General features: G+C 41.2%; 9 protein-coding genes and 1 pseudogene. 9 read left to right on the top strand and 1 reads right to left on the bottom strand.

Features of this window, described 5'->3' with window-relative positions:
- Window positions 1-9 precede the first annotated feature (9 nt).
- The 8 genes and pseudogenes from ACFE6N_RS07380 (at window position 10) to ACFE6N_RS07345 (ending at window position 6,235) form a co-directional block, all read left to right on the top strand.
- Window positions 10-1,593, top strand: a complete 1,584-nt coding sequence (locus ACFE6N_RS07380; protein WP_378935196.1) for a RagB/SusD family nutrient uptake outer membrane protein — start codon at window positions 10-12, stop codon at window positions 1,591-1,593.
- Window positions 1,594-1,595: 2 nt separating this feature from the next.
- The gene (locus ACFE6N_RS07375) at window positions 1,596-2,489 is read left to right on the top strand and encodes a putative zinc-binding metallopeptidase (RefSeq protein ID WP_145859360.1); all 894 of its coding nucleotides are present in this window, start codon (window positions 1,596-1,598) and stop codon (window positions 2,487-2,489) included.
- 10 nt (window positions 2,490-2,499) lie between these two features.
- Window positions 2,500-3,312: a DUF4302 domain-containing protein gene (locus ACFE6N_RS07370; RefSeq protein WP_378935194.1), complete on the top strand. Its 813-nt coding sequence runs from the start codon at window positions 2,500-2,502 to the stop codon at window positions 3,310-3,312.
- A 121-nt stretch (window positions 3,313-3,433) separates the two neighbouring features.
- Window positions 3,434-3,706: a hypothetical protein gene (locus tag ACFE6N_RS07365; protein WP_378935192.1), complete on the top strand. Its 273-nt coding sequence runs from the start codon at window positions 3,434-3,436 to the stop codon at window positions 3,704-3,706.
- 96 nt (window positions 3,707-3,802) lie between these two features.
- The gene (locus tag ACFE6N_RS07360; protein ID WP_090986734.1) at window positions 3,803-4,075 is read left to right on the top strand and encodes a hypothetical protein; all 273 of its coding nucleotides are present in this window, start codon (window positions 3,803-3,805) and stop codon (window positions 4,073-4,075) included.
- A 4-nt stretch (window positions 4,076-4,079) separates the two neighbouring features.
- Window positions 4,080-4,478: a DUF983 domain-containing protein gene (locus ACFE6N_RS07355; RefSeq protein WP_378935190.1), complete on the top strand. Its 399-nt coding sequence runs from the start codon at window positions 4,080-4,082 to the stop codon at window positions 4,476-4,478.
- 133 nt (window positions 4,479-4,611) lie between these two features.
- Window positions 4,612-5,277 (top strand): annotated as a pseudogene (locus ACFE6N_RS07350) (DUF2461 domain-containing protein).
- Between the two features lie 118 nt (window positions 5,278-5,395).
- Window positions 5,396-6,235 carry an OmpA family protein gene (locus ACFE6N_RS07345; protein WP_378935188.1) on the top strand — a complete coding sequence of 280 codons (840 nt, stop codon included), beginning with the start codon at window positions 5,396-5,398 and terminating at the stop codon, window positions 6,233-6,235.
- 737 nt (window positions 6,236-6,972) lie between these two features.
- On the opposite strand, the gene ACFE6N_RS07340 is transcribed toward ACFE6N_RS07345, so the two are convergent.
- Window positions 6,973-9,564 (bottom strand): hypothetical protein, encoded by a 2,592-nt coding sequence (locus ACFE6N_RS07340; protein WP_378935186.1) that lies wholly within the window; start codon window positions 9,562-9,564, stop codon window positions 6,973-6,975.
- Window positions 9,565-9,805: 241 nt separating this feature from the next.
- Here ACFE6N_RS07340 and ACFE6N_RS07335 point away from each other — a divergent pair, with 241 nt between their 5' ends.
- Entirely contained in the window at window positions 9,806-22,459 is a 12,654-nt protein-coding gene (locus ACFE6N_RS07335; protein ID WP_378935184.1) for a putative Ig domain-containing protein, read from the top strand.
- Window positions 22,460-22,474: the final 15 nt, after the last annotated feature.

Here is a 22,474-nt window from a genome sequence, read left to right as displayed (position 1 = left end):
AAACTTACAATGAAAAATAAATATTTATTTCTCGCATTTAGTGCAATTATTATTTCAGGTTTTTCTTCTTGTAAGAAATATTTGGATGAATTGCCAGATAACAGGGCAGAGCTGAATAATACAGAAAAAATAGCTAAAATGCTGGTGTCAGCATATCCAACAAATTCTTACGTGTTGGTGTCTGAATTATCTTCAGATAATGTTGACGATTATGGAGAATCAAACCCATACTACGATCGGTTTTCTACTCAGGCATTTAACTGGCAAGATATCACTGAAACAAATAATGATGGTATTGACAGGTTATGGAGTGGTTGCTATGGCGCAATAGCCAGTGCCAATGCCGCCCTAAATGCCATTAATGAGCAAGGTAACCCTGCAAGTTTGGCTGCACAAAGGGGAGAGGCCTTAGTGGCAAGGGCATACGGTCATTTTATATTGGTAAATATGTTTGCGCAACATTATTCACCATCAAAATCGGCAACAGATTTAGGCATAACTTATATGACTAAGCCAGAATCTACCCTTGATCCTAAATATCAACGCAATACCGTGGCTGAAGTTTATGACTTTATGGTTAAAGATCTGGAAGAGGGGATTCCATTGATTAATGATGCCTCTTATTCAAACTCCAATGTTGCTAAATATCATTTTAACAAATCGGCAGCAAATGCTTTTGCGGCAAGGTTGTTTCTTTATAAAGGCGATTGGGCTAAAGCGGTAAGCTATGCTACGGCTTCATTCAACAATTCTCCATCTACTTACTTACGCGACTATACTTACATTTCTACCTTTAGTGCAACCTTCGCTAATATCACCAGAGAATATAACTCAAGTGGCATAAAGGCGAATTTTCTGATCAGCACACCTGTTTCATCTGCGGCATTAAATTTTGGTAATTATTATACTGGTAGTAGGTACTCTCATGGCGCCTATATTGCGGGTAATGAATCAATCTTAATAAAGAATACACCTCATGGTAATTATACAGGTACTCCGGGTTACCGCATTCGAAGCTATAGCTATGCTGGTGCAAATTTAGATAAAGTGTTATTGCCGCATGTTTCCTATCAATTTGAATATACCGATCCGGTTGCTGGTATTGGCTATACGCATAGTGTTTTTGCACCTTTTACCTTAGAAGAAGCTTTGCTTACCCGCGCCGAAGCTTATATTCAATTGAAAAATTATACTGCAGCTTTAGCCGATATTAATCTTTTTGTAGGCAATACTTTTACCTCATCTCTACCTGTAACACAGGAAAGGATTGATGCATGGGCTACATCATTTGCCTATTCGACACCTACAGCTTCGACACCTAGAAAAAAATTCAATGCTGAATTTACCATTGAAGCTGGTACCCAGGAAAATATGCTTCAGGCTGTATTGTATTATAGAAGAATAGAGACCTTACTTACTGGTTTACGCTGGTTTGATGTTAAACGTTATGGTATAGAAGTTACCAGACGTACAATTGTTGCCGGTGTACCTGGTCCAATAAGCAACAATAAGTTAGTAGTAAGAGATAATAGAAGAGCAATACAATTGCCTCAAGATGTAATCACTTCTGGTTTAACCTCTAATCCAAGATAGACATGAAATTTAATAAAATTTATTTATTTCTTTTGGCAGGAACGTTAGTAGCTAACGGCTGTAAAAAGGAAAAGTTGGATCCAAATAGTGTTTTTGTTGATTCGACGATCGAAAAAAATGCATTGGACAATTATATCTACGGTAATTTAGTATTAGATTATAATATTGATGTTTTGTATAAATATGTAGATAAAGAATCTGACCAGAATTATAACTTGGTTCCTGCTAGTTATGAAAGCTCAATCAGAATGACCAAGTTGTTAAAATATTTAGGTTTTGAACCTTATGATGCTGTAACAGGTGGAAAATCTTTTATCAAGGGTTATTTTCCTAAACTGATCAACTATATCGGTGAAGCTGCCTATAGAAATAATGGCACTAAAATATTGGGTACAGCTGAAGGTGCCAGAAAAATTACACTTTATGAGGTGAACAGATTGAATGCTACTACCGGCGTTAATGCAAACTTTTTAACTGATAGTTATTTTCACACTATTCATCATGAGTTTCAGCATATCCTAAACCAAACTACCGATTTCCCAAGTAGTTTTAGAACAATTTCCGGAACTTCGTATGTTGATGATGTTTGGGTAACGGCCTGGGCTAATGATGGCGCAGCAATTGCAGCAGGTTTCATTTCACCTTACGCAAGTAGTTCTGACAAAGAAGATTTTGCGGAGTTGTATTCGTTTTACGTAACCTTATCGGCTGCTCAATGGGATGCCAGGTTAAACGCAACAGGCAGTACCGCTGCTGGCAGAACAATCATTAACAATAAGTTGATATTGGTGAAAAATTACATGCTAACAGTATGGAAAATTGACATGGATGTATTAAGGGCAAATATCCAGGCTCGTATAGCCGATCTGCCTAATTTTAATCAAACTTCATTATAATCGAGATATTATGAAAAGAAACTATTATCTGTTAACTATTATCTGTTTTCTGTTTTTAGCGGCATGCGACAAGAAAAAAGACAGGGTTTTCGACGAAAGCCCAACCGTACGGTTGAATCAGTCAGTGGCTAATGCGCAAACTATTTTAAGAAGTAAACCCAACGGATGGATTTTTCAATATTTTCCAGGCGCTAGTGCCCCGTACGGAGGCGTTAATTTATTTGTGAATTTTACCTCTGCTATAGATGTAAATATTCAGGCTGATTATATAGAAGGGAATGTGACCAGTTCTTATAAGGTATATCCTGGTGCCGGGCCGATATTAACTTTTGATACCTATAATTCTGTTTTGGATTACTTTGCTTTACCAGGCGCACGGAATGGCAATCAAGGCCCTTCTGATGTTGGCTTAGGAGGTGATATAGAATTCCTGGTGGTAAAAGCCAGTGCCGATTCTGTTATCTTAAAAGGCAGAAAAAGAAACACCACCCTGGTTATGGTGCCTGTACCTGGAAATGCGGCAACTATACCTGCCTTAATAAGCAATTACAGAACATCATTTAATCGCTTCTACAATGCAAATTCCTTCCGTTTTGTCACAGCAAGTAAAACTACCGCGGTAACTTGGGGAGTATTTAACGGTTTGTTGGCAGGAAGCAACAACTATTCGTTCAGGCCAACGGATACTGGAATTGATGGTTTCAAAGAATATACTGTCGATGGCATCACATTCAAGCAATTAACTTATAAAGCAGCAACATCGACATATCCAAATGGTTATTATGCCAATGCTGATGAAAGCCTGAAATTGGTTATTTTATAATAAATTAACATCTTAACTGAGGCCCCGAAATAGTCGGGGCCTTACATTTTTTATCACATCTCCCATGCTTTATAGACAAATGTTAAGCTATCTGATTTTTATTTTAAACCACCTTCTCTTTATGTTGTTTGATTTAAAAATATATTCTTCACAGGCTAAATTGATCGGTATTATTTTAGGCGTTATTGTCTTGATCATAGGAGCTTTAGATTATCAGTTTAATTATAAAAAAGCAAAGAAGTTTAATACTTCACCGGGATTATTAATCTCCTTAAATATAACGATGTGGATTTTTGCAGGGTCATATGTTCTCATCATGATTAATATCATTTTATTAATCGCTTTTATCTGGTGGGAGAAACAATTAATTGAAGAACCGAAAACAATCGATTAATTGGAAAAGCTAACTTTAAGCCCCGCCTTATCAGCGGGATTTTTTATGACATAATTTTTAAACCTCTCCATGCGTTTATTCCTATATTTGTAAACCATGAAGAAGAAAGCAATTTTTATCCTGTTTGTATTGGTAATTACGTTTGCTGTAAGCGCCAATGTTAATGCTCAATGTTCCATGTGTACCATTAATGCCGAGCAGGGTGTAAAAAATGGCAATACACAAACTGCCGGCTTAAATACAGGTGTATTGTATCTTTTATCTCTTCCTTATTTAATGGCTGTTATTGTGGGTGTGGTGTGGTACAAAAAATATCGTAAAAAGAATATCCAGCTGAACATGAAAAAAGAACCTTTTAATTTAAATTAAAAGCATGGCTGATCAAACTACCTCAAAACTTTATGCCATTGTGCATTGTAAATGCCCGCATTGCCGCAGGGGAGATATTTTTACAGGCAGTATGTACGGCTGGAACATTCAGCACACCAAAGAAATCTGTGGACACTGTGCACAACGGATAGAAATTGAACCAGGTTACTTTTATGCAGCCATGTATGTAAGCTACGCCATGAATGTGATTGAAATGCTTTTCGCAAGTTTCCTCACCTATTTGGTTTTTGGCCCGCTTACCGATGAAACGTTCTGGCCTTACCTGATTGTTATTTTTACTGGTTGTTTTGTACTGTATCCGTTTAATTACCGTTATTCCAGGATCATATTGCTTCATGTTTTATCGCCAAATATTAAGTACAAGCCGTATTACGATAAGTAGTATGGGTTAATTGTTTAAATCGTATAAACCGGTTAATTGTTGGTTTAGCGCTTAGTGATAAGCGTTTGGCGATGATTAACAACATAAATGTAGGGGCCATTTAAACCAATGGCTGATGACCAATGAACCCTGAATGATGCTTAAAAAAGAAACCCTGAATTTTATAAAGGATGTTACGGAAAATAACAACCGCGAATGGTTCGCTGCTAATAAAGATGTGTACGAAGCGGCCAAAGCTGATGTTTTGGCATTGGTAGGTAAGCTTATTCCCGAATTGGCGAAGGTAGATCCATTGCTTTCAGCAGAGGCTGATCCTAAAAAAAGCCTGTTGCGCATTTACCGCGACGTGCGTTTTAGTAAAAATAAAGATCCCTATAAAAATAACTTCGGTATCTGGTTTTCGGCAAAAAGTAAAGGGGGCAATGAGCCGGGCTATTATCTGCATATCCAGCCAGGAAAGAGTTTTCTTGCCGGCGGCTACTGGATGCCTGATGCACCGCATTTAAAATTGATCAGGCAGGAGATTGATTACAATATAGGCGATTTTTAAGAAATTATAAACGAAAAGGATTTTAAGAAAAATTTTAAACTGGGATTTGATAATGCCCTTAAAAATGCGCCTAAAGGTTATGATCCTGCGGATCCGAACATCGAATTTTTGAAGCTGAAAAGTTTCGAAGCCACGCAGAAAATCGATGACGAAGAATTTTTGAAACCAAACCTCGTTAATAAGTTGATAAGTTCTTTCAAAACAATACAACCATTAGTTGCATTTTTACGGAATGCGATAGAGCAGTAGACAGTTAGCAGTTGTCAATAACCAAAAACTAATTACCAGTCTTGCTACTTGTTACTAAATACTTGCTACTAAATACCCGCTACTTGCTACTAAAAACTAAACTCTTGAAACTTTAAACATGAAAAATACCTTTTTTGCTTTTGCCGTTCTCCTTTTTATTTCTTCATTAACTTCTTGCGTAGTGTTATCCCCTAAAAAGTATAAAGCTTTACTAGGGACTAAAGATTCGCTTTACACCGCTTTTAATGAAGGTTTGATCAAAATAGAAAACCTTGAAAAAGAAGTGGCAGGATTAAAAAAGGATACCACATTGATGGCTGAGGAGCTTCGCGACCTGCAAAATAGCTACAATACTGTTGATGCGAACTACAAAAAGCTTAAAAGTAATTCCTCCAGCGAAATCACCAAATTATCAGGCGATCTGGCTGCCCGCGAGAAACGTTTGAAAGAGGTGGAAGAGGTGCTGCGCAAACGCGATGAAGCAACCAACTCGCTCAAAGAAAAATTGCAGCAGGCCCTGTTAGGCTTCACCAAAAGCGGTTTAACGGTTGAAATTAAAAACGGTAAGGTATATGTTTCGCTAACTGATAAACTTTTATTTCCATCAGGAAGTATTATTATTGATGAAAAAGGTAAGCAGGCTTTAACACAATTGGCCAATGTATTAAAACAGCAGCCAGAAATTAATATTGCAGTTGAAGGCCATACCGATAACCAGAAAATAAATAACCTGGGGCAGATTAAAGATAACTGGGATTTAAGTGTATTAAGAGCTACTTCTGTAGTGCGTTATTTAACAGAGAATGAGAAGGTAGAAAGTGTAAGGATGACAGCTACCGGTAAAGGAGAGTTTCAGCCCCTGGGCACTAACGCAAGTGCAGATGGAAGAAGCAAAAACAGAAGGATAGAGATTGTACTTTCGCCTAAGCTGGATGAGCTTTACAATTTGATAAAATAATAGTAGGGAATTGATGGGACGGACTAAAAGGTTCCTGGGTTTCAAATTAAAGATCAATTTTAGGATCAGGGAATGATAAGCGGAAAACTGGGGCAATCCCGGTGTTTTGCCATGTGTGTGCGTTTCATCAAAAAATAATTTTGTTTTAGGGTTCGGAAACGATAGGTCTGTGGTTCTTTGCGACCTGCAGTCCCGCCATGCGCTATAGCTCCGATGAAAAACCGGAGGCTGCCGCTACTGTCGGGTTTAGGAACAAAGGTTGGCGCCCTGCAAACGCTCAAAATGAAATACTGCCCTTGCCACTTAGCCCCGGTTGAAGCGGTTACCCTGCAGCAACGAGGTACGAGGCAGCGAAGCGTAAAAGCGGAAAACGGGACGAAAAATTTGGTGATTTGCACAGGCCTTGCGCTCCAGATAAAAAAATAATTTTGTTTTAAGGTTCGGAAACTATAGGTCTTTGGTTCTTGGCGGCCTGCATTCCCGCCATGCGCTATAGCTCCGATGAAAAACCGGAGGCTGCCGCTACTGTCGGGTTTATGAACAAAGGTTGGCCCCCTGCAACCGCACAAAATGAAATACTGCCCTTGCCGTTTAGCCCCGGTTGGAGCGGTTACCCTGCAACAACGAGGTACGAGGCAGCGGAGCGTAAAAGCGAAAAACGGGAGGGAGTTTAGTATTGAGCACAGGCCTTGCGCTTCGGTATAAAAAGATGCGAAACAAATGCCTAAATACCTATATTATAGATTTTGGTGTCGGCGATAAGATTTTAGGATCTTAAAAGTATGCTCAAATTCGTGGCTGCTAAAGTTAGCATAATCGGGCATGGACCGTTTATGGGCTGTTAAAAAGTTCAGCAGTTCTTTAATTACATTTGAAACTTCTTCCGATTCATCGGTATGTTTCAGGGTCTCGATTTTACTTAACAGTAAGGTTATTTCATACATCTTAAAATTATTCTTTTTGGTAACAGCCAAGCCTGTATTGGCTTCTATAAGCGCTTGTTCATAATGGTGTGTAGCATTGTAAAAGTTTGCTTTAAAAACATTAAAGCTGGCCAATATAAAATTGGTATAATAGGTATAATCGCTGCTTATAATTTTATCTACGAAATGTATAATACGCTGTGCTTTCTTAAAATAATTTAACTTAACATAGGTTTGACCTAAATGAAGCAACAAAAAAGGAGAGAATACTGAATATCTGACGTAAAAAATATTCGGATATTTATGCAGTATAGCCATAATAAAACGGTGGCATTCTGCATAACTTTTTTGAGAAAACAAAACCATTAACACTAACCGGTAAGAAAGTATTTCGGCTGAAGTGATTTCTTCATTTTTCTTTGGTTTACTCTGATCTATCTGCTGGCAAAGTTTTATGATTTTATCTTCCAGGCTTTTGCTCTCATTAGGTTTGTTAATCAGGTTATTATGGAAATAAAGTATTAAATCGTAAGGATTGATCGGAAAAAGTTCGTTTAATCTTTTATAATTCCTTTTCAATAACTGCATTGAATTGGCAAGGGCCAATTTATCAACATCAATAATATTAACATTGGATTCTATTACATGCAGGATAATTTGAATGTCCTCGTTCAGCACGTTTTTCGATATTGTTCTGATGGTTTCTTTGTACAGGTTGCCCATCGTGCGCCCTGTAGTCATAATATCAATAAAATCGGTATCTATACTCAGCTTGTTGAAGTTAGCATTAGGCTTGCTTAACTCATATTTTGATACATAACAAATAAAATCGAAAGCATTATTCTTCTCGCGGTTGGAGAACGGCAGTTTGAAGATGTTTTTTAAAGCAGCAATTTCGTTGCGGTTGATACAAAATCTGATCGACCAGTTCAGAATATGGTCTCTTTGAGCGCTTTGACAACGGAAACTCTTCAGGATGTACTCAAAAAAAGGTTTATCAGGTTTATATTCAAATTTATCAGTAATCTGTATAAACATAAAATAGGTATAAATATCGTCACTCAGAAAGCGAACGATCTCTGTAGGGATGGTTGTACTCAACCTTTTCTCTTCAATGATAATACCAGCGTTTAAAAGTTCTTCATAGGTATCAGGATAACAATTAATGTAGCTCAATATTTTTTCTTTGGAAACCCTTAACTTCTTATTTCCCTCTGAAATGCAATCACTTATCTTTTTAAGCAAAAATATTTTTTCGGTGCTTTTTTTTGCCAGGAATACACGCTTTTCCAGAAAATAATTAATTAGTTCATAACATAGTAATGGATTGTTCAGCTCAAGCTGCTGATTTTCGTCTTTGAGTTTGAAATAAACCTGTAACCAAAAAGGCGTTTTAAACTGCGTTAAAAGTGAGGGACTTACGTCAGCACGATTGATAATTTTATTTTCTAAATGGCTTAACGTGTAGAGTATCTCATCAACATTTAACGATGGTACATTACTTAGCGTTTCCTCATCGTAAAATAAACCCGTGTACCAGGCTTTTGTTAAAGATGCCGAACTATAAATGGCCGGCTGAATGTTAATCCAGGTATCTGTCCGCATACCAAATACCAGCTTAACAAAATTGTTTTCTTCTATGCTATATAGAAAATCGATAAATATTTTAAAATAATTGTTTTTGGCCAGATGCTCGTCAATACCATCAACAATAATAACAAAACGACCTTCGCGCTTTTCGGGATTTTTTTTGAAAAAACTGATTAACTCACTAAGGCTTCCGAATTTAAATTCTTTTAAAAACCACTCTTTTAATGTATCGCTGTTTTGGATAATGGTATTAAGACTGGTAGAATTAATCAATAAAACGATATCGTTTTTGTAAAGGGCATTTTCTGAAAAGAAAAAATACTCGACCATATGGGCAAGAAGTATTGATTTTCCTTGCCCCGGCTGTGAGCTTATTGTTGTAAACTGGTAGTTGTTCTTTAAGAAATAATCAAAATCCGGATAAAAAAAACTCCTGTTGGCGGTGCTCGTAAATGGAACCCCGGAATTATTTTTCTTGGCAATTAATGACACTTCTGTAATGGCATATGCCTTTAACTTTAAATCCTGCCAGATACTTTGAGCTGAGCTGGTTTGGTTTTCCTTATCCTTACAGAATGCATCCCAATCGTTATAACCAACATACTGCGAAAGGCTGTTTAAAGTGAACAAAGAAAATTTATGTAAGGTGTTTGCAAAGCCAAAAAAACGTTTGATCGTTGTTTCACTTACATAATTCTTGGTTTCCTGATATACATACTCAGAAATTATCTTACAATGGGCAGGGTCGATATTTCTCAAACCAGATTTTAGAAGAACAAACTTCCGGAGTTCGATAAGGAGATCGTTAGCATTCATGAACTATCTTATAGGATGACTTTTGCTAATGTCATCATAATTTCACAATTGAAGAAATCTATTCACGAAGAAAGCCATGTATGAATAAAATGAATACATGAGGCATAATAAAAATGAATAGCAATGGATAAGGGTGGTAGCTATTCTAAAATTAGATTTGTCATGATTATATAATGCACTTGGGAAAAACAATCACACAAGGGCATTGAGCACATAGTAAGTCTCCTAAATAACGCCTGATATGATGAAAACTTTTACTTTCTCGTCCCGCTTAGGGATAATCCGCAATGTATATATTGCAGTCATCATTGTATTAACGCTCTTCTCTACTCAATCGTATGCGCAAACTAAAATTTTTGCAAATACCGTATCTGCTCAAAGCAGGGTAGATAACGCAATCAATGCAACTTTAGACAATAACACTTTCGCTACTGTTAACTCATATGGCGGAATTGCGGTTGGAATTGGCTCATATAGTGGCGAGTTGGAATTAAAATATCCGGCTGCTGTGGCTGCGGGAATTACATCTTATATCAGGATAGATTTTGATGCAGATGTGCTGAACAGGTTGTTGGGGGGAAGTTTAGGTACCTTGCTGGCTAACGTAGGCGGAACGGTGGTTTTGGGAAACCATTCCTTCCAGGTAGGTGCCAGAAATGGTGCTTCGGCAGTTCCTCCGACAGGCGGTAGCAGTGTTGATGGATTTTCTTCAGAAAATCTGCGGTTGGTGAAAGATGCAAATGGTTTTTTTTACATTGCAATAACGCCTACACAGGCTTATGATCGGGTGTTTGTTAAAGATGTAACTAATGCACTTCTGGTTTCGGTGGCTAATAATACAAAGGTTTACTATGCTTTTTATACGTCAGGTACCGATCCCTGTGCACAGGCATTTGCTACAGGATTTGAAGGAACCGGAATTACACTAGATGCCTTACAGTTAGGCAGCTCAGGCGTGACCAATAGCGAAAGAGCAATTGATTCAGATCCAGATAATTTTTCTCAACTGAGTTTAGGGATACTTGGCGTGGGATCATCCATCAGCCAAAATTTCTATTTTGCAACACCGTCAAATCCTGGCGATGATATCAACCTGAGGATCAGCGCTTCACCTGCATTGTTAACGGCGGGGCTGCTACAAAATATTTCTATAACAGCCTACAATGGCGGTACTCAGGTATATACCGGTTCGGCCGCAAGTTTATTAAACCTGGATTTATTGGGCTTACTCAATAGTGGGCAGCCAGTATCAATACCTTTTTCTCCAGGTGCCAATGTAGTTTACAATAGGGTGAAGGTTACGCTCGGTTCAGTTGTTGCTTTAAACCTTACACAAACCATCAATTTATATGGTGTAATCCGCTCTGCAGGCAGGCCAACGCCAGTAAGCACAGCGATTGCTGCATGCTTCAATAATACTGTGGCATTAAATGCTACTACGCCCAATACTAACGAATTGAGGTGGTATGAAACAATAGAAGGCGGAACCGCATTACAAACGGTTGCTTTTGATGGCACTTTTACTACACCTGCGCTGAACGCTAATAAAACTTATTATGTCGCTGCCAGAAGGGTAGGCTGTACAGCCGAATCGGCGAGGATACCAGTTGTGATTACCGTAAATCCACAAATTATTTTCAATGGCGCTACTTTAACCAATGCCACGCCAGGTTTCGCCTATTCTAAACAATTGGATGCCGCCACAGGTGGAACTGCAGGCTATACTTATGCCCTGGCGCCAGGCAGTATGTTGCCGGCAGGTTTAAGTTTATCATCGGCCGGCGCAATTACCGGAACCCCAACGGTAGCGAATACCTATAGTTTTTCTGTAGTTGCTACTGATGCCAAGGGCTGTAAAGCAACTGCAACGTATAATTTAACAGTTACGGCTGCATTGGTTCTTACCCCAGGTGCATTGCCTGATGGTTTAACAGGAACGATTTATCCAACACAAACCATTCCCGCTGCAACCGGTGGAACGGGACCGTATATTTATACCGCAGCAGGGGTTCCTCCAGGCTTAACTTTTAATCCAACAACAAGAGAAATTACCGGAACACCAACCCAACCTGGAACGTACACCATACCAGTTACGGTTGTTGATGCAAACGGTAATACACTCACATCTAATTATACCGTAAAAATAACTGATCCATTATTACTACCGGCAGCAACCTTAGCTGATGGTACTACCGGAACAGTTTATACTACGCAGATTATACCAGGCGCAACAGGTGGAACCACGCCTTATACTTATTCGGCAACCGGTGTCCCTCCGGGTTTAACTTTCAATTCATCAACCAGGGCCATTACCGGTACGCCAACAACTGTTGGTTCTTATACTGTACCCGTTACGGTAACTGATGCTGACGGAAAAACGGTTACCACCAATTATACAATTAACATTAACAATCCGCTTCTTTTGCCTGCTGCAACCCTGCCAGATGGAACAGAGGGCGCAGTTTATGCGACGCAAACTTTACCTGCCGCCACCGGTGGTGTGGGGCCTTATACTTATGCTGGTACCAACCTTCCTGCCGGACTATCTTTTAACGCAGGCACCAGGGAGGTTACAGGTACACCAACACAGGCAGGTAATTATGTTATTGCTGTTACCGTTACTGATAGCCAGGGTAAAACAGCCAGTAACAATTATCCTGTTAAAGTAAACGGTACCTTAACCTTACCAACCAAAACTTTACCTAACGGTATTGTCGGTACTTCTTACCTAACGCAAACTTTACCGGCTGTAACCGGTGGAACCTCTCCATATACATATGCGGTAACAGACCTTCCGCCGGGACTGTCGTTTAATTCAACTACAAGAGAGATTACCGGCACACCAACATTGGGTGGAGTCTATAATATTTCTTTAACGGCTACAGATGCTGACAACAATAAGGCAACTACCACTTACGCCTTAACTGTAACCGTAAATGCGCCGGTTGTGGCTTCAGCTACTGTATGTACCGGAAGCGCAGCGACTTTAACGGTAAGTAACCTGCAGACAGGCGTAACTTATAACTGGTATGCATCAACAGGAAGTATACCATTGGTAACTGGCAATAACGGTACCTATGTAACACCGGAAGTAAACTCATCGACTGTATTTTATGTTGAAGCCGTTTCCGGAACAGCAACTAGCAGCAGGACACCGGTTACCGTTTCAGTTAACCCACCGGCAACGTTAGCAACCGTTACCACTAATAACCAGGTCATCAACTCCGGACAAACTACCACTTTAACCGCTACTGCTGATGCTGGAAATACCATCGCCTGGTTTGATGCTCCATCAGCAGGCACGCAGGTTGGAACGGGAACTTCATTCACAACACCAGCTTTAACGGCAACAAAAACCTATTATATAGAAACCACAAGCAGCAATGGCTGTAAAAGTGCAGGCCGTGTTCCCGTTACTGTAACGGTAATTAACGGTGGTGGCGCAACAGCTTGTAATACAGCAAACAGTCAAAATACGGGTATTAATGGGATCTGTTTATTGTGTGCTGTAAATGGTGCAGGTAATTCTACTGATGCTGATGCCAATAACTTCACGAGAATTGCTCTTGCTGTGGGGGTTACGGCAACAGTCTATCAACAATTAATTTTCCCAACTGCCGGGGTTGCTACGGATAGTATCCGTTTAGACCTGGCTTTACCAACAGGTTTAGCTGATGTTGGTCTTTTAAATAATATAACCGTTACCATATTAAATGGGAACACGGTTGTAAAAACAGTCCAATTAAATGGTGCATTGCTGAGTATTCAACTGTTATCAGGTAACCGTTTTAAGGCAACTGTTTTAGCAGGCGGGGCTTACGATAGGGTTCAGGTAAGCTTTGGTGCACTTGCATCCGCTTTAACCAGCCTGGATATTTATGGAGCGACAGTAGTTTATCCCAATCCAACATTTATAGCCGGCGCACAATCTATTTGTGCAGGCAGTACGGCAACAATTAGCGCAACTGCAAATGGTGGCACTACTTTAGCCTGGTTTGATGCTGCGACAGGCGGCAACCAGGTGGGTACAGGCGCAAACTTCACCACGCCTGCATTAACCGCTACAACAACTTATTATGTTCAGGTAAGTAAGGGAAATTGTTCAAATACCACAAGGGTTCCGGTTGTTATTACTGTTAATCCGGCGATTGTATTTGCAGGCGCTACATTAACCAATGCAACAATTGCTTCACCTTATAGTAAACAACTTCCGGTTGCTACCGGCGGTACGCCAGGCTATACTTATGCTTTAGCAAGTGGCAGTACTTTACCGGCGGGTTTAACACTTTCATCAAGTGGCATGGTGAGCGGAACGCCAACCGCTGCAGGTAACCCCACATTCGATGTTGTAGTAACTGATACAAAAGGTTGTACTACAACAGCAACATTTACTTTAACGGTAACACCAGCCTTAGCTTTGGCTCCGGGAGCATTACCAAACGGTGTAACAGGTACTCCTTATAGCACAAACGGAATTCCCGCAGCAACTGGCGGAACAGGTCCTTATACTTATTCGGCAACAAGCCTTCCTCCCGGTCTAACCTTTAATCCGGCAACAAGAGAAATTACAGGCACACCAACGCAGATTGGTACCTTTACGATTCCGGTTATCGTAACAGATGCCAATGGCAATACCATTACTGCTAACTATACAATAAAAGTAACTGATCCATTGGTTCTACCGGCAGCAACTTTAGCTAACGGAACAACAGGAACAGTTTATCCAACACAAACTATTCCATCAGCAACGGGTGGTTCAACACCTTATACTTATTCCGCATCCGGTCTTCCTCCGGGATTAACGTTCAATCCGGCAACAAGAGAAATTACAGGCACTCCTACACAATCCGGAACTTATACAGTACCGGTAACAGTTACTGATGCTGATGGAAAAACAGCAACCAGTAACTATATTATAGTAGTTGTTGATCCTCTACTGTTACCAGCAGCAACTTTACCTGATGGAACAGAAGGAACAGTTTATGCTACGCAAACCTTGCCATCGGCAACCGGTGGTGTTGGTCCATATACTTATGTAGCAAGCAACCTTCCTGCCGGATTAACTTTTAATCCTGCAACAAGAGAAATCGCAGGAACACCTACACAGGCAGGAAATTATTCAATCGGTGTAACCGCAACAGATAGTGAGGGCAGAACAGCAAGTAATAATTATTCACTTAAAGTGATAGGTGTATTATCATTACCAGGCGCAACTTTACCAAACGGAATTGTAGGTACACCTTACCCAACACAAACTTTGCCAGCAGTAACAGGTGGAACAGCGCCATATACTTACCTGGCTACCAACCTTCCCCCGGGCTTAAGTTTTAATACTGCAACAAGGGAAATCACAGGAACGCCAGCTTTAGGCGGAACTTTTACCATCTCTTTAACGGCAACAGATGCTAACGGAAACAAGGCTACAACTGCATACAGTTTAACCGTAACGGTTGATGCTCCTGTAGTTGCTGCAGCAACGGTTTGTGCCGGAAGTTCAGCGACGTTAAGCGTTGGTAACTTGCAGGCCGGCGTAAGTTATAATTGGTATGCTTCTACCGGAAGTACACCATTAGTTACCAATAATACAGGTGTTTTTGTAACGCCCGCAGTAAACGCCGCAACGGTATTTTATGCTGAGGCAGTGTCTGGAACTGCAGTAAGTTCGAGAACTGCCGTTAATGTTTCGGTTAACCCACCGGCAACTGCGGCTACGGTAACCACCAACAGCCAGGTAATTAATGCCGGGCAGTCTACCGTATTGTTAGCAACAGCTGATGCTGGAAATACCATTCAATGGTATGATGCTGCTACAGGTGGAACACAGGTAGGTGCGGGTTCTTCATTTACCACACCGACACTGTCTGCTACTACAACCTATTATGTAGAAACTACAAATGCCAGCGGTTGTAAGAGCGCAAGCCGCGTACCGGTAACCGTTACCGTATTGAATAATGGTGGCGGTACGGCATGTAACGCCGCTAATGCACAAAATTCTGGTATAAACGGAATTTGTTTATTATGTAGTATAACCGGCGCCGGAAATTCTACTGATGCTGATCCTTCTAATTTTACCAGAATATCGCTTGCAGTAGGGGTAACTGGATCAGGTTACCAGCAATTGATTTTCCCTACTGCCGGAACAGCTACTGATAGTATTCGTTTAGATTTAGCCTTGCCTACCGGTTTGGCAGACGTAGGTTTGTTAAATAACGTAACTGTTACCGTATTAAATGGTACTACAGTTGTAAAAACTGTACAATTAAACGGCGGATTGTTAAATCTCCGACTATTGTCAGGTAACCGCTTCGCTGCAACGATATTAGCCGGCGGTGCTTACGATAGGGTACAGGTTAGCTTCGGTGCATTAGCTACGGTTTTAACCAGTTTAGATGTTTATGGCGCTACCGTAATTTATCCTGGTCCGACAGTAACCGCCGGTGCTCAAACTATTTGTTCGGGAAGTACGGCAACATTAACTGCAACGGCAAACGGCGGTACAACATTGGCCTGGTACGATGCAGCAACTCGTGGGACACAACTGGCCACTGGCGAAACATTTACCACACCAGCGTTAACAGCTACTAAAACTTATTATATCCAGGTAAGCAAAGCCGGTTGTCCTAATGCAGCCAGAATCCCGGTAACGGTAACCGTTACACCAGCATTACCAACGCCGGTGCTGGCAACTATTGCAGATGTTTGTGAGGGTTCGTCAGCAACGTTAGCGGTTGCTAATCCAGATGCTTCAATAACCTACAGATGGTATGATGCTGCAACAGGAGGAAACCTGATTTTTACAGGTGCAGTATTTTCAACACCGGCATTAACAGCTGCTACTACTTATTATGTAGAGGCTGCGCAAGGGAACTGTACAAGTGCCGCACGTGCTGCCGCAGCTGTATCGGTTAATCCTCGCCCGGCTTTACCTGGTGTAACCGCAAGTTCATCAACAGTAAGCGCAGGACAAACTGCAATTTTAACAGCCAGTTCTGCAGATCCTACCTATACTTTCAATTGGTATACTTCAAATACTTCAACTACACCTGTTTATGTAGGCACAACTTATGTTACTCCACCATTGCTGGCTACTACAACTTACTACGTGGAATCTGTTTCTACTAACGGTTGTACTTCAGCAAGCCGTGTTCAGATTACCATCACTGTTGACGGAAACGGATCTCCAAATCCTGTGCCTTGTGAAGCAGCAACAACGCAAGTTGGGGGCGTTACTGGTGTAGCTTTATTATCAGGTGTGTTTAATCCAACATTGGCTATTGATAATGATACGCAAACCGCTTCTTCTTTGGTGATGCCTGTTGGAGCACTTGGTGCCTCTGTTTATCAAAGAGTTGGTTTTGGTTCATTATCCAAAGTTGGAGATACAGTACGCGTTTTGGTCTCATCACCAGGAAAACTGTTATCACTTTCGCTCTTAGGAAACGCTTCAATTACTTCTTATATCGGCGCCAACAGCAATGGCGATTCAAAATTGTTAAATGATAACCTGCTCTATATTCAATTGTTGAGTGGTAATACCCAGGCCTTAATTACTTTTGTTCCAACAAATGTTTTCGATGGGGTAGAAGTTAGGTTAAACTCAGGTGTATTGGGCGCCTTAACATCTATTAACTTAAATTATGCACAGCGAATTCTTGTCGCGCCTGCTGTAGCATCAGCAAATGTTACCGCTTGCGTTGGCCAGGCTGCGCAGCTTGAAGTAAGTAACCCATCGGCAAGTTTAACTTACAGATGGTACGATGCTGCGGGTACCTATTTAACCGGTAAAGATGGTATCATATTCACCACACCGGTATTAACAGGCGATACGAAGTTTTACGTTGCCGCGGTTTCCGCTACTGGTTGTATAAGCTACAAAACTTTAATTAATGTAACCACAAACCCGGCACCGGTAGCGCCTGATTTACTTTCAGCATCTGTTAATACCTGTCCGAATACATCGGTTACGCTTCAGGTTAAAAATCCAATTGCAGGCACAACCTATAACTGGTACGATACCGCAACTTCAACAAACATCTTAGTTACTGGTGACAATTTTACAACGCCATTAATTGCGGCTGATAGAAGTTATTTTGTTGCCGCAGTAAATGCCTGCGGCAGTTCATCGGCAAGAACTGAAGCCAAAATTATTTTAGGAACCATCGATGTTCCGGTAATTACACCTCCATCAATTACCATTAGTGAAGGGTCTGTAGCCGTATTAAAGGCAACATCAAGTACAGCAGGAGCAACCATTAACTGGTATACTACAGCAAACGGAACAGTTCCGGTATTTATAGGCGAAACCTATGTAACACCACAATTAAGTACAACCACTACCTATTATGTAGAAGCAACTATTCCGGGTGGCTGTCCTGCGACCAGCAGGGCAACTGTAACGGTTACGGTAATTCCTAACGGTAACCCGATAACTACTCCTTGTGGGGTAGCTACAACAACAGTTGCAACTGGTGTAACAGGTGTAGCCGTATCGGCGGGAGTTTTCAACCCAACCTTTGCGGTCGATAACGACATCAATACCGGATCCAGCCTGGTTATTCCAGCGGGATTCTTAGGTGCATCTGTTTATCATCAGGTTGGTTTTACAGGATTGTCGAATGTTGGCGATACATTGAGGTTGAAAATTACCACTCCTGGTACATTACTTTCGGCAGGTGTGCTATCTAATTTAACGGTAACCACTTTCCAGGGGTCAGCCAGCAATAATGATGCGGTTTCAATAACTAGCCCATTAATCAACTTACAATTATTATCTGGCGGAACATCGGCGATATTAACTTTCGTACCAACCAGCAGATTTGACGGCATGGAACTGAGGTTAAACTCCGGACTTCTTGGTGCGTTAACTTCTGTTAATCTAGATTACGCCCAAAGGGTAATCACTGCGCCAACCATCACAGCAGCTAATGCTAGTGCTTGTCAAGGATCATCAGCAACTTTAAGTGTGCAGAACCCACAGCCAGGTGTGGTGTATAAATGGTACCTGGGAACCACTTATCAGGCAGGCAAAGATGGTGCAATTTTTACAACAGACCCTGCTTTGGCTGCGGGAACTTATGTTTATTCAGTAACTGCTACGGCTAATGGTTGTGAAACCCCTGGAACCAAAGTAACTGTAATCATTGTAACGCCACCGGCACCACCACTTCCATCAACTATCAATCCAACCTCAACCTGCATCGGTTCATCTGCTACTTTAAGCGTACAGGCCGTTGCAGGGGTAACTTATAACTGGTACGATGCTGCGGTAGCTGGAAATTTGCTGGTAACAAACAACAGTAGTTTTACTACATCTGCATCTCTTGCAGCAGGAACATATGATTATTATGTTGAAGCGGTAAGTGGAACAGGTTGTTCAAACGCAACGCGTACAAAAGTCTCCATTACGGTTAATCCATCCGCATTAGCTACTGATGTAAGCGTAACCGGAACGACATCACTATGTGCTGCTGGTACTGCAGTGCTTACGGCTAGCAGTACAACTGTAACCAATCCGGTATTTACCTGGTATTCTGATGCGGCATTAACACAGGTTGCTTATGTAGGGCAGGTATTTAATACGCCAGCGCTTACCACAACCACTAAATACTATGTTACGGTTGCCGGAACAAATAAATGTGCAAACACTGCAGGTAACGCAAAAGAGGTTACGATAACCGTAAACCCTGCAGCTACCCAAACTGACATTAACCTGGCCGGAACAGGTACTGTTTGCGGTGGGGCTTCAGTTACCTTAAATGCAACAAGTACAACAGTAATCAACCCGGTATTTACCTGGTACAGTGATGCAGCTTTAACTACAGTAGCATTTACCGGCGCTAATTTCATTACTCCGGTACTTACAGCAACAACCACCTATTATGTAACGGTTAAAGGAGATAATAAATGTGAAAATACAGCGGCTAATGCAAAATCAATCACCATTACCGTTAACCCTTCAGCCACTGACTCAGACATTGCCATTAGCGGGGTTACTTCAATCTGTAAAGGATCTACAGCTGCACTATCTGCCTCAGCAACATCGGTGATCAATCCTGTATTTACCTGGTATAGCGATGCTAATTTAACTACAGTAGCTTATGTAGGTGCTAGCTTTACTACTCCTGCGCTTAATGCAACTACTAACTATTATGTAACTGTAAAGGGGGATAATAAATGCGAGAATTTAGCTGCAAGCGCTAAGATTGTTACGGTAACCGTTAAAGAATTTGCTACAGCTGCCGATATTGCAGTAAGCAATGCCCAAATCTGTTCAGGTTCTACCGTGATGTTAATGGCTTCAAGTACTACCGTTACTCAACCGGTATTTACCTGGTATAGCGATGCTTCATTAACGAACGCAGTATTTACCGGGCCAACATTTACGGTAGCGGGTTTAACTGCCACTACTACTTATTATGTGAGTGTTAAGGGGGCTAATAAATGTGAAAACAGTGCTGCAGATGCCGAAGCGGTAACCGTAACAGTTAATCCACTGGCTACCACTACTGATATAATCCTCAACGGAAGTACCATTGCCTGTGCAGGATCATCAGCGGTATTGAGCGCAACATCTCCATCAGTAACTAATCCGGTATTTACCTGGTACAGTGATGCAGCTTTAACCAATGTAAGTTTTATTGGCGCAACATTCACCACACCACCATTAACTGCCACCACTACTTATTATGTAACCGTTAAAGGTGATAATAAATGTGAGAATGCGCCTGGTACAGCCAGAGTAGTCACCATTAATGTTAGCCCGGTTGCTACTGCTGCTGATGTTGCTGCCGCTGATGCGACAATATGCGCTGGGGCTGGTACAACTTTGGTAGCAAGTACAACAACCGTAACCAACCCTACATTTACCTGGTACAACGATGCGGCTTTAACTTCGGTAGCTTATGTAGGTGCATCATTTGCTACGCCGGCATTAACTGCAACAACTAATTATTATGTAACGGTTAAAGGCGATAACAAATGTGAAAACTCAGCAATCACCGCTAAAGTGGTAACGGTAACTGTTAACGAAGGTGCAACAGCTGCAGATATTGCCTTATCTGTACCGGCCAAGCTGTGTGGTTCTGGTTCCGCAGTAATCAATGCAAGTTCTACAACGGTAACCAATCCGGTATTTACCTGGTACAACGATGCCTCATTAACCAGTGTAGCCTTTACCGGATCAACATTTAATACACCGGTATTAACCGCTACTACTACTTACTATGTAACTGTTAAAGGAACCAATAAGTGTGAAAATACAGCAGCTAATGCAAAACCGGTAACCATAACGGTTAACCCAAATGCTGTAGCAGCAGATATTACGGTAAATGGATCAACCTCAGTTTGTGGAAATACTGCAGCAACATTAGCTGCAACAAGCACAACGGTAACCAACCCGGTATTTACCTGGTATAGCGATGCTACTTTAAATACGGTGGTATTTACCGGGGCAGTATTTACGACACCGGTATTATCGGCAAATACAACATATTACGTAACTGTTAAAGGTGATAACAGATGTGAAAATACGGCTGCAACAGCAAGGGCCGTAGCGATTACGGTAAATGCATCGCCAGATAATCCGGTAGTATCAGTGCCAAATGGCGGGATATGCGCAGGTGATGGAGCAACACTTACCGTAACCAATGCTCAGGCAGGTGTTACTTACGAGTGGTACAATGCAGCAGTTGGGGGTAATTTACTGTTTACTGGTGCAACATTCAATGTAACAGCCTTAACAGCAACAACAGATTACTATGTTTTAGCCATTGGAACAGGCGGTTGTACCAACAACGGTGGCCGCGTTAAAGTAACGGTCACCGTCAATACAAAACCTGCGGTTCCAACGGTGGCTGCTACATCAGTTAGCGTTTGTACAGGAAGTACAGCAATATTAACCGTTACAAATCCCCAAACAGGTGTTACCTACAATTGGTATACTACACCGGCAGGTGGAACGGTATCTGGAACAGGTATAAACTTTACAACACCAGCGGTCAATGCAAATACCACTTATTATGTTGAAGGTGCAAATGGAACTTGTATATCATCATCCAGAACAGCCGTGAATGTAATTGCACTACCGGTACCGATTGCGCCGGCATCGGTAACAGCGGCAAATGGAACACTTTGCGCAGGTAGCTCAACGATATTAACAGTAAATAATCCGGTAGCGGGATTAGCATACAGATGGTATGCTGCAAGCTCGGGTGGAACAGTGCTGGCAGAAGGCACCGCTTTTACCACACCAAACTTAAATGTGACTACAATCTACTATGTAGAAGCAATTGCAGCAGGTGGCTGTGCAAGTGCAACAAGAACAGCTGTTACAATAACTGTGTTGCCGGTATTATCAAAACCAACCGTAGTTGTACAAACTACAACAACTAATAGTGTAACGTTTGCGTGGACCGCGGTAGCAGGTGCTACAGCATACGAGGTTTCACTAAATAATGGTTTAACCTGGGTTAACCCAACTGGCGGATCAACCGGAACAACTTACCTTATAGCAGGCCTGAAACCAGATCAAAGTGTAAGTATCCTGGTAAGGGCTAAAGGCCAGATCGAATGCCAGACCAGCCAAAATGGTTCGGCAACCGGCAAAGCCGCTAATCCTTTTGGCGATCAGGTTTATATACCGAATGCATTTACGCCAAATAACGACGGTAAAAACGATGTATTTCTAATTTACGGTAATACCATATCAAGCGCGAAAATGAGTATTTACACACAATGGGGTCAGTTGATATTTCAGTCAGACAACGTTGCAAACGGATGGGACGGAACTTTCAAAGGGGTAAATCAACCGAATGGCGTTTATGTGTACATGGTTGATATTACCTTCAGTAACGGAACAACATCAATGAGAAAAGGTACAGTAACGCTGATTAGATAAGAAAAAGGATTAATA

This window comes from Pedobacter sp. BG31, assembly GCF_042464845.1.
Lineage (GTDB): Bacteria > Bacteroidota > Bacteroidia > Sphingobacteriales > Sphingobacteriaceae > Pedobacter > Pedobacter suwonensis.
Note: the sequence above shows the minus strand (reverse complement) of the source record. Positions and strands in the feature narration are given on the sequence as shown.